At 52.3% G+C, this 11,696-nt stretch carries 13 protein-coding genes; 6 read left to right on the forward strand and 7 right to left on the reverse strand.

Features of this window, described 5'->3' with window-relative positions:
* Window positions 1-54 precede the first annotated feature (54 nt).
* Window positions 55-771, reverse strand: coding sequence for an SIMPL domain-containing protein (locus ABD880_RS14940; RefSeq protein WP_345167759.1), 717 nt, complete (start codon window positions 769-771; stop codon window positions 55-57).
* Window positions 772-918: 147 nt separating this feature from the next.
* Here ABD880_RS14940 and ABD880_RS14945 point away from each other — a divergent pair, with 147 nt between their 5' ends.
* The 3 genes from ABD880_RS14945 to ABD880_RS14955 all read left to right on the forward strand — a co-directional run bounded on the left by ABD880_RS14945 (window position 919) and on the right by ABD880_RS14955 (window position 3,087).
* The gene (locus ABD880_RS14945) at window positions 919-1,920 is read left to right on the forward strand and encodes a hypothetical protein (RefSeq protein WP_345167761.1); all 1,002 of its coding nucleotides are present in this window, start codon (window positions 919-921) and stop codon (window positions 1,918-1,920) included.
* A 208-nt stretch (window positions 1,921-2,128) separates the two neighbouring features.
* A complete protein-coding gene (locus tag ABD880_RS14950) occupies window positions 2,129-2,317 on the forward strand; it encodes a hypothetical protein (RefSeq protein WP_345167763.1) in 189 nt (62 codons plus the stop codon).
* 29 nt (window positions 2,318-2,346) lie between these two features.
* Window positions 2,347-3,087: a PRC-barrel domain-containing protein gene (locus tag ABD880_RS14955; RefSeq protein WP_345167766.1), complete on the forward strand. Its 741-nt coding sequence runs from the start codon at window positions 2,347-2,349 to the stop codon at window positions 3,085-3,087.
* A gap of 94 nt (window positions 3,088-3,181) precedes the next feature.
* Here the strand turns inward: ABD880_RS14955 and ABD880_RS14960 are convergent, their stop codons facing one another.
* Window positions 3,182-4,282 (reverse strand): MBL fold metallo-hydrolase, encoded by a 1,101-nt coding sequence (locus tag ABD880_RS14960; RefSeq protein WP_345167768.1) that lies wholly within the window; start codon window positions 4,280-4,282, stop codon window positions 3,182-3,184.
* 23 nt (window positions 4,283-4,305) lie between these two features.
* A complete protein-coding gene (locus ABD880_RS14965; protein ID WP_345167770.1) occupies window positions 4,306-4,566 on the reverse strand; it encodes a hypothetical protein in 261 nt (86 codons plus the stop codon).
* A 254-nt stretch (window positions 4,567-4,820) separates the two neighbouring features.
* Between ABD880_RS14965 and ABD880_RS14970 the strand changes: the two genes are divergently transcribed.
* A complete protein-coding gene (locus ABD880_RS14970) occupies window positions 4,821-5,081 on the forward strand; it encodes a hypothetical protein (protein WP_066506404.1) in 261 nt (86 codons plus the stop codon).
* 92 nt (window positions 5,082-5,173) lie between these two features.
* Here the strand turns inward: ABD880_RS14970 and ABD880_RS14975 are convergent, their stop codons facing one another.
* Window positions 5,174-8,740: a BamA/TamA family outer membrane protein gene (locus ABD880_RS14975; RefSeq protein WP_345167776.1), complete on the reverse strand. Its 3,567-nt coding sequence runs from the start codon at window positions 8,738-8,740 to the stop codon at window positions 5,174-5,176.
* Window positions 8,741-9,006: 266 nt separating this feature from the next.
* Between ABD880_RS14975 and ABD880_RS14980 the strand changes: the two genes are divergently transcribed.
* On the forward strand, window positions 9,007-9,558 hold the full coding sequence (locus tag ABD880_RS14980; RefSeq protein ID WP_345167778.1) for a hypothetical protein: 552 nt from the start codon (window positions 9,007-9,009) through the stop codon (window positions 9,556-9,558).
* A gap of 296 nt (window positions 9,559-9,854) precedes the next feature.
* Complete coding sequence (locus ABD880_RS14985; protein WP_345167780.1) at window positions 9,855-10,331, forward strand: hypothetical protein; 477 nt, start codon at window positions 9,855-9,857, stop codon at window positions 10,329-10,331.
* Window positions 10,332-10,345: 14 nt separating this feature from the next.
* Here ABD880_RS14985 and ABD880_RS14990 read toward each other — a convergent pair whose 3' ends face one another.
* From ABD880_RS14990 to ABD880_RS15000, 3 genes are all read right to left on the reverse strand, one after another.
* Window positions 10,346-10,831, reverse strand: a complete 486-nt coding sequence (locus tag ABD880_RS14990) for a very short patch repair endonuclease (RefSeq protein WP_345167782.1) — start codon at window positions 10,829-10,831, stop codon at window positions 10,346-10,348.
* Between the two features lie 167 nt (window positions 10,832-10,998).
* A complete protein-coding gene (locus ABD880_RS14995) occupies window positions 10,999-11,265 on the reverse strand; it encodes a hypothetical protein (protein ID WP_345167784.1) in 267 nt (88 codons plus the stop codon).
* Between the two features lie 116 nt (window positions 11,266-11,381).
* The gene (locus tag ABD880_RS15000) at window positions 11,382-11,654 is read right to left on the reverse strand and encodes a hypothetical protein (protein ID WP_066506393.1); all 273 of its coding nucleotides are present in this window, start codon (window positions 11,652-11,654) and stop codon (window positions 11,382-11,384) included.
* Window positions 11,655-11,696: the final 42 nt, after the last annotated feature.

Genomic DNA, 11,696 nt, shown 5'->3' on the forward strand with positions numbered 1-11,696 from the left:
CCTTGCCTAAAAGAAGAGGCAAAACCGGCGCTTAAGTTATAATGAAAGAGGAGGCTACTCTAGTAAGAAACTCACTTCTACAGAGGCGTTGATGATGATTTCACCGGCGGCCAACGTGGTTCCGCTGGCGTCACCAGCCATGGACTCGGCCATCATGCGCTGGTTGCCCATCTTCGCATAGATGGGCATGGGGCCTTGTCCGCCGCCTTCATTGATGTTGTAGACGCGGCCTACTTTGGCGCCCAGGTCGCCGGCCAGTTGCGTGGCTTTTTGCTTGGCTTGCTGCACGGCCTTGCTACGGGCTTCCTCCTGGTGTTTCAACAGTTGGCTGCTGGTGTAGTAGATGCCGTCCACGCGGTTGGCGCCTGCTTTGTACGTACCGGCCATGACTTCGTCAAACTTGTCCAGCTTTTTGAGGGTCACAGACAAGGTGCGGGTAGCCATGTAGAACTGCGGGGTGCTCTGTCCGTACTCGCCGGTGTACATGGGTTGCAAAGAGAGGTAGGCCGTCTGGATCTGCTTTTCATCAATGCCGCTCTTTTTAAGGTAGGCAATGAGGGCGGCAGTGCGTTGGTCGGCTACTTTGCGGGCCTCCTCCAGGGTTTTCTCGCGCACTTCCACGCCCACGTTAAAAGTGATCTGGTCTGGTTTTACTTTTACCTCGCCGGTGCCGTTGACGGTCACCAAAGGGGGGAGTACGTTTTGGGCCTGGCTTTGCAGGGAGAGTACAGAAAGCAAGGCGATGCTTAAAAGGGGAAGAAGCTTTTTCATAGTTTTATCTTGTGTTTTTTTAGGCTAGCGCAATGACCATGCCGAAATGCCTTTGTCAGTAAGTACAACGTAAGTAACCAAGGCTTGGTGTATTTGCGCGGGTTTGGTTTGTATCTTTGCACCCTGCACCTTTTAAACTTGTCTTGTATGCAACAGCACCTGGCCCTCTTTGATCCTTTTGAAAAAATGCAGTTTGGGTACCGTACCTGCTTTTTGTGCGGCAACACCATCACGCAGGACCAGGTGACACAGGTGTTCCCGGAGTGGCTGATGCAGGAGTATGACATCACGGAGCGTCCCTTGCAGATGCTGGACCAGAGCGTGGTGCAGTTTAAAGACCTGCAGGTGCCTTGCTGCCGCCGCTGCCAGACACAATACATACAGCCCCTAGAGGAGCAGGTGCAGGCAGCCGCCCAGCAAGGCGTGGCCGGTCTGCGCGCCCTGGAGCCTAAGCTATTGTTCCAGTGGCTGGGCAAGATGTTCTACGGCACGCTCATCAATGAACTCATCAAAGAGCAGGACCCGCTCATCAAGCCAGAGTACGCCGTGAGCGAGCAGCCCAAGATGCTCATGAAGTTTCAGTCGTTCTTTAAGGTGTTGCAGTCGCTGCGGGTGCCCATGACCTTCGCAGATTTTCTGCCCGGCTCCATCTTTGTGGTAGACGTTGACGCCGCTGCAGAGCCCAGCCGCTTTGAGTTTAGGGATGACCTCACCACCATGATGATTAGTCTGCGCCTGGACAACGCCATGATTGTATGCTGCCTCTTGGACAATGAACTGCTCAAGCGGGCCATGCGCCGCGTCTGGGCTGAAGTAGAGCCCAGAAAGCTGCAACCCATCCAGGCCGCCGAGTTCAGTGCCCGCGTGTTTTATGGTGCCTACCTGCTCAACGTCATTCCAGACTACCTTCCGCGGCAGGCCAAACCACAGGATGAAGTCCTAGTGATGGACTCGCTGATTGATGATGTGACAGACGTGATTTTTAACCCTTGGGAGAACAGCGCCTATGCCAAGATGCTGGCTTTGTCATGGGCGCGCTGGGGCGTGACGCAAGCAGACATCCTCAAAGACCCTGAGGCCCCCATTAGCATGCTCTTCACGCCCGCCGGCGAGTTTGTTGAGTTCCCGGAGGTGCCGGGCCAGGCATAAAATATAGGATTCTGCCTATTTATTCATGAACCTTCATTTTTGGCCTGTTTTCTGTAAAACAGGCCAAAAATGAAGGTTTTTTGTCTCGCCGTAAATCAAAACTGATGAGGAACAGCGCTCTATAAAAAGCAGAGCATAAACCTCTCACACCCGCCTGCGTACTCAGAGGTACGGCCTTCTTGGCCAACTAACCTAAACTGATAAAACTATGGCTGAAATTAATGTTGAACGCAAAAAGCGCTCTGGCTGGTTGTGGATTATTGTACTATTGGTGCTGGCTATTGTAGGCTACGCCCTATACAGATACCTGAATGAAGACAACAACACCGCCGAGTATAATGGTGCCCCTACGTCTTATGTAATGCCTGCCACTCCTCATTATTTGGGGAGCGTTTAAGTTTCTTGACACCTTAACCTAGAAGAAACATGGCAAACAATAATGACTATACAAAGGGAGTGCGACTGCGCCCTTTGCATAAACTGAGCAATTTTAAAGTATCTGACAATAACCTGGACGTGCGCGGCTGGGAGGTGGTAGGCTCTGACGGACGCCGCATTGGCAAGGTAGATGACCTCATCGTGGACCAGACGCTCATGAAAGTGCGCTACCTGGACGTAGACGTTGACCCTAACCTATTGCTGCCAGACACGGATGACCGCCACATTCTTGTGCCCATTGGTGCGGCCCACTTAGACGAGTCTGCGGATGAAGTGCGCGTGACGGGTTTGGAACTGGCAGGCTTGTCCCGCTACCCGTTCTACCGCGGCGGCGAAGTGACCCCGGACTATGAATACCGCGTCTTGCACGCCGTTACCAGTCCTACCACGTCTTTCATGACTACGTCCTCACATACCACGCCCCCAGATGACCAGTTCTATGAGCAAGAGTCTTTTGATGACAGCCGTTTCTACCAGACGCGCCGCCACCAGGATGACTACATAGACCAAAGAAGCTCAGCTGTAAATGCAGACATGAGCCGTAACATGAACACTAATGTAGGCTCTACGTCTGGCATGGGTTCTACTACGGGTACAGGCATGACGGGCAACAGCGCCATTGAAGGAGACATTGCCACCATTGAGCGTCTTAAGCGTATGCTAGATGAGGGCACCATCAACCATGACGAGTTTACCGCTCTTAAAAGAAAAGCACTGGGCTTGTACTAGTTTTGCTCTGATTTGGGAAAAACAGCCCAAAAACGAAAAGAAGAAGGCGAGCCATTTGGCTCGCCTTCTTCTTTTATAAGGTAATTGATATTTATCACGGATAATTGTTGGTGGCGTCTGGCATGTCCAGGAAGTCCCCAGACGGATGGTACAGGTTGCCTACCGTGGCGTTGGTGCCAGGCTGATGCTGGAAATGGGGCTGGGCCGGCCACCGCTTGCGCTGGCGTGACCTGCCATTGTGCTGGCTTCTTTTGGCCACGGAGTACGCCGCCATGCCTGCCAATGCCACCAATCCCGCGGTAGCCAACACTTTAGGCACCGTATTCTTGACAGTAGGCGGCAATTCTACCACGCCACTTTCATCTGTAATGGCCGGATGGTTCACGTAGCGGCCTTTGCTAGGAACGGCCAATTGGTCAAACAACCTAGCCAGTTCACTTAGTTGCTGTTCCAGTTCTTGGCCTTGCATGGGCAGTCCATGCCCGCTGGCCGCTATTAATGGCCGTATGCCTGCCAGTTTCTGCACAGACGCCTTGGCGGCGTTCCAGTCTGGCGTGAAATAGGCCGGCGGACCGCATACTTCTTTCTTCTGAGTGAGCACCGCCAAAGCAGACTCTGGTTTGCGCGTGACAAAGGCATCGCCTACCAACAGCACACGGTCATGCTCTCTAAAGAAAGACACGTGCCCAGGCGTATGGCCCGGAGTCTCCAGCCATTTCCATTCTGGCATGAATGGTACAGAACCGTCTGGCGGAAGCGTCTCTAGTCTGCCATGGAATGTAATGGGTTTCTTAGGATACATGAATGACATATAGGCCATGCCGCCGCCGCCCACGCTGGAGTCTGGCGGTGGATAGCTGGACTTGCCGGTCAAGTAAGGTAACTCCAAGGGGTGCGTAAATACCGGCACGTTCCAGTAGTCTGCCAAGGTCTGCAAGGCGCCCACGTGGTCAAAGTGGCCGTGCGTGAGCAGAATGGCCTTGGGCGGGTTAGACTTGCCAAACTTCTCCTCGGCGGCTTTTCTGATGCGGTCTGCAGAGGCATACAAGCCGGCGTCTACCAACACCCAGGAGCCGTCTGGGTTCTCCACAAAGTATAGGTTCACAAAGACAATCTCCATGCCCATGATGCCCGGGGCCACGGTAAACGTAGACTGCTGTTTCTGCTGTAGTATTTGCTGAATCTGATCTTGCATAGATTTCTGGATTAGGTGAGTACTCAGCTGTCTAGCCGACCAAATACACTTTGCTCATCTTCTGTGTCATGCCGCGAGTTGGCGTCCTTGTCCGTAGACTTTCCGCCCTGGCCGCCTTGGCTGTTGCCCGGTTGCTGGCCGCCCTGCTGCGCGCTGGCGTTGCCATTGGCCCCGGCGCCCGGCTCCTGGTTTTTGTTCTGCTTCATGTCCTCCTGTGAGGAGTTGCCTCTGGGCAGTTTGTCGTCCAGATTCAGGTTTTGATCCTTGTTTTCTTCTTCTGCCATAGTTTTATGGATAAGGTGAGTAATGGAGTCATAACTGGCTAAACCAGATTTAAATGTACGTGCGCAAAAAAAAGTGGGTGCCCCGGAATAAGATAATTTACCCGGCTTCGTTTTGGAAGTTGGAAAACAGTTCGTATTATGGACTTGTTATAACCAAAAGGCAGCCCCAAAACTTGGCGAGGATTTTGCAAGAGAAAGGGTAGGGGGCGAGTGACCTGCCGGAATTTTTTACACCTGTTCACCGTTTATACGTCATGGTAAATTTGATCTATCCACCCAGCTATATGGCCGTTTATGCTAAATGCATAGATGCTACACCGCCTGCCTTTGATCCAGAGGAATGGATTGAGGAAGGGCACATTTACACCGTTAAGCACTTTACAGAGCCTTTGAACCAAGAAGAGGGAATGGCCGTGACCATTATTGATGAGTCTGGCGACGAGATTCACCCAAGCCCGTCGCACTGGAGCTTCTCCTCTAACCGCTTTGAACTGTTCTCTGTGTTCTTGAACTAGGCGTTTTTAGCCTGTTTTCCAGGAAATAGCCCAAAAACGAAAGGGGCTGACCACATTGGTCAGCCCCTTTCGTTTTTTTATGGTGGTGCTTCTTAGAAGAAGAAGCCTGCCTTTATTAAAGGAAGCTTGTCTTCTTGAGAGACGGTGTAGCCCAAGGAGATGACCACCTGGTTGACCGGGGCAAACCAAACGCCGCCGCCGTAGCCCGTGTGCCATTCTTTGGATTTTTCGCCGTCTACCCACACACGGCCCATGTCATGAAACCCAAACACGCCCACCGTAGCCGGGAACAGGTACGTGGTAAAGCTAAATAGTCTCAGTCTGGCCTCTGTGTTGTTATAGAATGCCGTCTGACCCGTGAACCTGCTTCTTCTGTAGCCGCGCAAGGTGTTCAAGCCATCCAAGTGCTGGCCCTGGAAGAACTCAAAATCATCCCCAAAGGTATGCCCGCCGCCAAAGCGCGTGGCCAAGGTCAATTTAAACGGAATCCGGATGGTCTGGTATAGTGACAGCTCTGAGTTGATGCGACCGAAGTCCTGAGACGTTGTCTTGGTGCCTTTCATGAGATCAGCGCCAATGATCCAGTGCATCCCTTTGGCCGGCAAGGCCGCCACGTCTCTGGAGTCCAGCACGTATTCTATGCGGGCACCGGCGTAAGACTTAGGCTCATTGTAACCGGCGTACAGTTTGTCTGTGGTAGACACCGTAGACAGGAACCGTTCTGGGGAGCGTTCCACGTTCACCGTCTGGAACGCCGGACCGGCAAAGAAGCTGGCATGCTCGCCAATTCTCTTGCCCATCAAGGCGTTTACATACAATTGTGAAGAGCGGTAGCGGTAGTATTCAATGTCAATGTCTGGGTTGTACTCACTCTCATTGCTAAACCCGAAGAAGTTGTCTGAGAAACCCGGCGACTTGAAGTTGACGTTCAGCTTTACGTCCAGGCCCAGGCGCACGCGCGTAAAATGCCCGGCGTAGTCTGCCAGGAAAGACTGCGTGGCAAAAGCATAGCTCCCCACCAACCTATGGCGCATGGCAAACGGGTATTTCTGAAAGCCTTGTTTCTCTAATAGAACGCCTGCCCCCAGCAAGAAACCGTCATCTCGGTTAAACTGCAAGGATGCCAACGGGCCCAGGTAATCGTATTTAAAGGCTTTGCGGTCATACTCGGCGGTGGGTCTGCGGTTGGTAAAGTTACGCGCCTCAGAGCCGGCGTCAATAGAAATGCCGTCTGGCGTGTCATAAATGTAGGTGAGTCGGCGCAGGCCTTCTACGTTAGAGCTGTCAACGGCCCGATCGTTTCCCTCGCCGCCAATGATTCTAACTTTTACGGCTTCTTCGGCGCGGCCTCTCACCACAAAATGATCATTGCCGCCCAGGCCGTACAAGCGCACCTCATCTGTTTCATTGGCCAGGAACCGGCGCTGGTAGATTCTGTCCTTAGGATTGTATTGGGTAGAGGCCGAGTCTTTTTTGAATACAGACACTAGCGTAGTGCCGTCTTGCTGGCGCTGTACCTCAAAGAATTCGGCCTGGTCTGTGCCTACCACGTCTACTTCTTTGGCCAGGAACTCATAGTAGTCCTCGGCGTCTTTCCTGATGTGAGCCCGGCGGTCTTTCAAGGTGCTGGCTAGTTGCTGACCAGAGATGTTGTAGATGCTGGCGGGCAGTTGGCGCACGGCGTTGTCAATGGCCTCATCTGTGAGCGAAGCCGTCAAGCTATCTGCCATGGCAATCCAGTCTTTGCGCTCCAGACCGGTCAAGAAGCTTCTGTCAAAGTAGCGGTTGTTGAAGTTGAAGCCCTCAATGTCTCTCAGACTCTCGTCAAAACCCTGCACCTTGGGCAGAATCCATTTGCGGCTGGCTATGTTAGGAATCACGCCCTGGTTCACGAAGAACGCCTGGTCACGGTCCCTGGGGATGGCCTTGTAAACTTTGCCTTTGCCGTCTTTCTTGAACTCGGCCCAGCGCCATTGGTCATCGTGGCGGTCCCAGTCAGCTATGAAGAAGTCAAACAGCCGTGAGCGCAACAAACTCATCTGATCAATCTGGTCGTTCTGGTCTTCGCGTATGTTCTCCAGCACCTTTTCACTGCCCACCACGTTTTTGGCGTTGCCCATGCTGGCCAGGTGCGACATGTCCTCATCTGGGCGCTCCTCAAACAAGCCAATGGTGTTGGCGAAGCCTTTCAAGTACTTGCCAAACCGCGGGTCATTGGGAATGGCAAAGTACTGAGGGTTGGTATGATACACGCCGGCCGCAGAAGCCAGGGGTGTTACTACCAAGGCGCCGTACGGGTGCGAGGCCGAGATCTGGTCCTTCACCACATCGGCGGCAATGGTCTTTCTGAACACTGCCGGCAGGGCCGCGTCTGGGTATTTTTCTACAGAGCGCAGGACGTACTCGCGGCCGGTGCTGTCTGCTAGACGCAAAGACACCGTCTGGAAGCCGCCACCGCGCTGCACTACTTTTAAGCCGCCGTTCTGGGTGCCTATGTCAAACACCGGCAACGCCACCGGTTCATTCCATTCTGGGCGGTAGTTCTTGCCCAACAGCCAATGCCTGAACTTGCTGGCCTGGTAGACTTCGCTGGCCTTTAAAGTAGCGGTCTTGCCCACAAAGCTCAGGTTCATGTTCTTTATTTTCTCTTCTAGCTGCTTGGTGGTGGGTTTCTGAGAGAGTTTGGCTCTATACGCTACCTGGCCTTGCGCACTAGTGACATCAGCCGCAGTCCAGATTTCCAGCCACGTCTCGCCGTTGGCGAAGTACACAATTTTGGCAAAGCCGGGCGCATTGGTAGAATGCGCAGGGCTGGTGTCTTTGATGGGGTGCAGTTTAGAAGCGCCTAAGCCTGTGCTTACATAGTGCAGGCTGTCTTTGGTGCGGTGTTGCAAGGCATTGGAGTTGCCCTCTACGTGCACCAAACCGGCGTGCGGCGCATACATCTGGGCCAGCTGCCGGTGCATGAGCTTGTACTCCAGGCCTTTCATCTCGGGTGAGATGCTCATGACCACCAATAGGTTTTTCTCCTCATTGCTGCGCAGGGCGTCATCTACGGCGGCCATGGTAGCGGTACCGCCTACAATTTCACAGCCGCGCATTTCTTCTTTGTCATCCATGCGGCGGTTGGGCATGAGCCACTGGGTGTCCAGAATGAGCAAATGAGCGTCATCTGTGAGGGAAACCTCTGTAGGACCGGGGCAGGCGTTCTCTGGCAGGATCAGCTTCTCATTGCCTAAGACCTGAGACAGGTAACGCTCCTGGTTGCGTACCTCCTGCACTACCTTGCCTTTGGCGTTGTGCTCGCCGGGCATGACAATGATCTTGCCTTCATAGCCTTGCAGGTATTGTAGCTGGGTGCGCAGTTTGTCTTCTAAAGCGCGCCTGTCTGGCGAAGAAACTCCTGGTAAGCTGGCTGGCTGAAACGGGTTGCCCATAAACACCAAGGTGCTTTTCTTGCCGGCTTGTTTCAGTTGGGTTTGTAACAAGGGCAGAGGTGCGGCGGTGGACTGGTTAGGAGACCAGCGTCCGGCTAGTAGTACGGTGTGGGTTACTTGGGCAGAAGGCAGGGCAGGCATCTGCGCATAACTGCTGGTAGGCAACACAATGCCGGTACATAACGATAAGCGGATTACCCAGCGGGGTAAGTGTATTCTCATATTCTGGTTGGTTCAGCGTCCTTTTGGTATGGGTCGTTTTTGGCTTATTTTCTGGAAAAGAGGCCGAAAACGGAAATAAAAGGGCACGGTTTCTCAAAGGCACATAGCCCATATTTGCGGTGTTTACGCAGGTTGGCCGTCTTAGGGTTGAATTAATCTTGCCTGGATGCAGCTACTCTTGAAAACTAGGTCAGAAATAAGAGAAGAAACCTGTCTCAGGGAATAATTTAAGGCTTTCTGGTGTTGTACACCCGTAATAACTATCTATGCCCGCATTAGAGAAAACCCTTAAGAAAGCCGTGGTAGAACTGCCCGCTTCCAGAAAAGACAAACTACTCCTGCAACTGCTCACCGCCAACCCCATTCTGCAGGAGCAACTGGCCTTTGAGCTGCTGGAGGGAGAAGATGCGTTGGAGACCCGACGCCAACTTATCCAGGCGCAGCTCCAAACCCATACGCAGGGCTTTTACTACAATGCTTCTGAGCTCTTGATTTGTCTCAGGCAAGTCTGCCCCTTGCTGGCGCACCATGTTAAAATCACGAATGATGTTGAGGGAGAGATACGGTTGTTGCTCCAGTTGCTGCAAAAGACCTTGACTCATCAACAGGAACATCTGCATACGTTGAGCGGTGCTAATGAAGCCTTGGGTCAGTTTTTGGCTAAACGTGCTGAGGAGGTTTTGCAGAAACTGGCCAAACTGCATGAAGACCTGCATGTAGAGTATGAGGACGAGGTGAGTGCCGTATTGCCTCTGCTACATGCATCCGCCGCTGGGTATGCGGCCAGGAAGTTGGGCTTGCCGCAAAAATGGGAATGAGCGCCAGAACAAAGGTTGGTCTCTTTAAATATATAATAGATAAGATAATGTAGATTTAGGTTCTCACCTAAACACTTCGTCTTGAGAAAGTCATACGCCTTTTTTCTTCTTTTTTTGGCTAGTTGTACTAACCAGGAAAAGCCCACAGAAACGGTAGTTACTGAAATTGTAGCGGCCCCCGCCGTTAAGCCTGACAGTTCCAGAACAGAGGTTGTGGCAGACTCTGTAGCGAAACCGAAAGTTGAGCTCCACACAATCAAAGATGAATCTCTTTACTCAAAGCCTTTGTAAAAGACATGAAGGAATTTGCATACCCTTCTCCCATTCAAGTGATTGGCAAGCAAGTTATTGTTGATGGGCAGCCCGTTGATTTTCCAGAAGACTTAAAGTTGAACAAAGAATATGTCTATACGGGCCAGTCAAAGCTGTTTACCCAAACCTTGACGGTCAAGCGAGTGAATTTATCTTCCATTGACTACCAATGGCAAGTACATAAAGGTGATCAGCTAGTGTTGGCAGACAGTGGGCAGGCGCATCTAAGGGCTTCGTTTTTTTTGGCCTCTGAAGTAGACAATGATGACCAGACAGGAGATGCGTATGGTGCCAGTGAGTATGTAGTTACGCGCAAGGATTGCTCTACAGAAATCAGGATTGGCATGCCCGAAGAAGAGGAGGTTGTCTTAAAAGCCACCGCTTCGTCTTCCTGTAATCCTGCATGGAAAAAGGTAGGCATACCAGAAGGCATGACTCTGCGAACTAAGAAAGTATTATAGAATAATTTCCTGTCTTACGCCGCCCAGGAGTAACTGTCTGGCGCACCCGCATGCAAGGCCTTGATGGCAAACAGGCAACCAGCTACATCTTGCTGCAGTTGGCATTCCCAGATAACCAGTACCTGCCAGTTGGCGGCTTTTAGCTGGGCGCGGTACTTCTGGTCCCTAGCCTGGTTCTTGTCAAATTTTTCCTGCCAGAAAGCGGTGTTGGATTTAGGCAGGGTGGGCTGGCAGTGCGGGCAGCGGTGCCAGAAACAGCCGTGCACGTAAATGGCCAGACGGCGACCGGGGTAGCAGATGTCTGGCTTGCCCGGGGCGTGTTTCCAATGCAGCCTATAGCCGCGCAGACCGTGCTGCCAGAGGGCTCTGCGCAAGGTAACCTCGGGTAGGGTGTTCTTGCTTTTGTTGGCCCGCATGTTCTTGCTTACGCGCTCCTGGGCCGTTAGCGGAGGAGCCGAAGGAAGGCTGTATTTCTTATTCTTTCTGCGGGGCTTTTGCATAGCGTTTTACTTCCATACTAAACCCAAAAGAGGCGCAGAGAGTGCCTTTCTTCGCCTTGAATTTTAAGCGAATTGGTCGTTTTGGCCTGTTTTCTAGAAAACAGGCCAAAACGGAAAGGCCCCGCAGGTGAGTGCGGGGCCTTTCTTTGATATAAGTAAATAAACCGTTAGTCGTTCACTTCTTCGGCGTCTGCAAACTGGTGACCACCGTAGTTCACCAAGACTATGGCGCCAATGGCCACGGCGGCTACGGCAAGAATCATCTGTACCGGGGTCATTTTCTGTCTGGTTCTCAAGAGCAGTTTCCCGGCGTCTGACAGCAGTTCGGGCAAAACGTCATGTTTCCCCTGGTATACATTTAAGATAGACTCAACGGTGCGGGCCAAGTCTTTGGGTTGCACCAGAGAGGTAGAGGTGTTAGTTGATTGTTCCATAGTGGTAGTTTCTGAATTAGCTTTAAAAAAGGAATCCCGGCCTGTGGTCCTGGTAAAGGACACGGGCCGGGATGTTTATACGCAATCGCTGCGCCTTAGGTCAAGCAAAAATTAGATTATGCCACTTGGCCGCCGGCAGAACGCACGGCTTCGTTGATTTTCTCAATGATTTTGTCTGGGCTGAACATCATGCTGGCCGGGAAGCTCACCGCTACGTTGTTGATTTGCAGGGTCTGGTCGCCCTCTTGGTAGGCGTAGTCTGCTGTCACGCCTTGTTTAGATACTCTGCCGCTGGTACCTTCTAGTTCAATGCCGGCCGCACCTAATTTGCTGCGCAGGTTGTTGTATAACTCTGGGGTGATGCCGGTGTAAGTAGCGCTATTTGCCATAGTCTCAGTTTTTTAGGATGGTTGGAACAATGTAAACGCAGG

This window comes from Nibribacter koreensis, assembly GCF_039541795.1.
In the GTDB taxonomy this organism is placed as follows: domain Bacteria; phylum Bacteroidota; class Bacteroidia; order Cytophagales; family Hymenobacteraceae; genus Nibribacter; species Nibribacter koreensis.

Excerpts from the sequence above, each read along its gene's own strand:
- ABD880_RS14940 (WP_345167759.1), bottom strand. The coding sequence starts at position 771 with ATGAAAAAGCTTCTTCCCCTTTTAAGCATCGCCTTGCTTTCTGTACTC.
- ABD880_RS14945 (WP_345167761.1), top strand. The coding sequence starts at position 919 with ATGCAACAGCACCTGGCCCTCTTTGATCCTTTTGAAAAAATGCAGTTT.
- ABD880_RS14950 (WP_345167763.1), top strand. The coding sequence starts at position 2,129 with ATGGCTGAAATTAATGTTGAACGCAAAAAGCGCTCTGGCTGGTTGTGG.
- ABD880_RS14955 (WP_345167766.1), top strand. The coding sequence starts at position 2,347 with ATGGCAAACAATAATGACTATACAAAGGGAGTGCGACTGCGCCCTTTG.
- ABD880_RS14960 (WP_345167768.1), bottom strand. The coding sequence starts at position 4,282 with ATGCAAGATCAGATTCAGCAAATACTACAGCAGAAACAGCAGTCTACG.
- ABD880_RS14965 (WP_345167770.1), bottom strand. The coding sequence starts at position 4,566 with ATGGCAGAAGAAGAAAACAAGGATCAAAACCTGAATCTGGACGACAAA.
- ABD880_RS14970 (WP_066506404.1), top strand. The coding sequence starts at position 4,821 with ATGGTAAATTTGATCTATCCACCCAGCTATATGGCCGTTTATGCTAAA.
- ABD880_RS14975 (WP_345167776.1), bottom strand. The coding sequence starts at position 8,740 with ATGAGAATACACTTACCCCGCTGGGTAATCCGCTTATCGTTATGTACC.
- ABD880_RS14980 (WP_345167778.1), top strand. The coding sequence starts at position 9,007 with ATGCCCGCATTAGAGAAAACCCTTAAGAAAGCCGTGGTAGAACTGCCC.
- ABD880_RS14985 (WP_345167780.1), top strand. The coding sequence starts at position 9,855 with ATGAAGGAATTTGCATACCCTTCTCCCATTCAAGTGATTGGCAAGCAA.
- ABD880_RS14990 (WP_345167782.1), bottom strand. The coding sequence starts at position 10,831 with ATGCAAAAGCCCCGCAGAAAGAATAAGAAATACAGCCTTCCTTCGGCT.
- ABD880_RS14995 (WP_345167784.1), bottom strand. The coding sequence starts at position 11,265 with ATGGAACAATCAACTAACACCTCTACCTCTCTGGTGCAACCCAAAGAC.
- ABD880_RS15000 (WP_066506393.1), bottom strand. The coding sequence starts at position 11,654 with ATGGCAAATAGCGCTACTTACACCGGCATCACCCCAGAGTTATACAAC.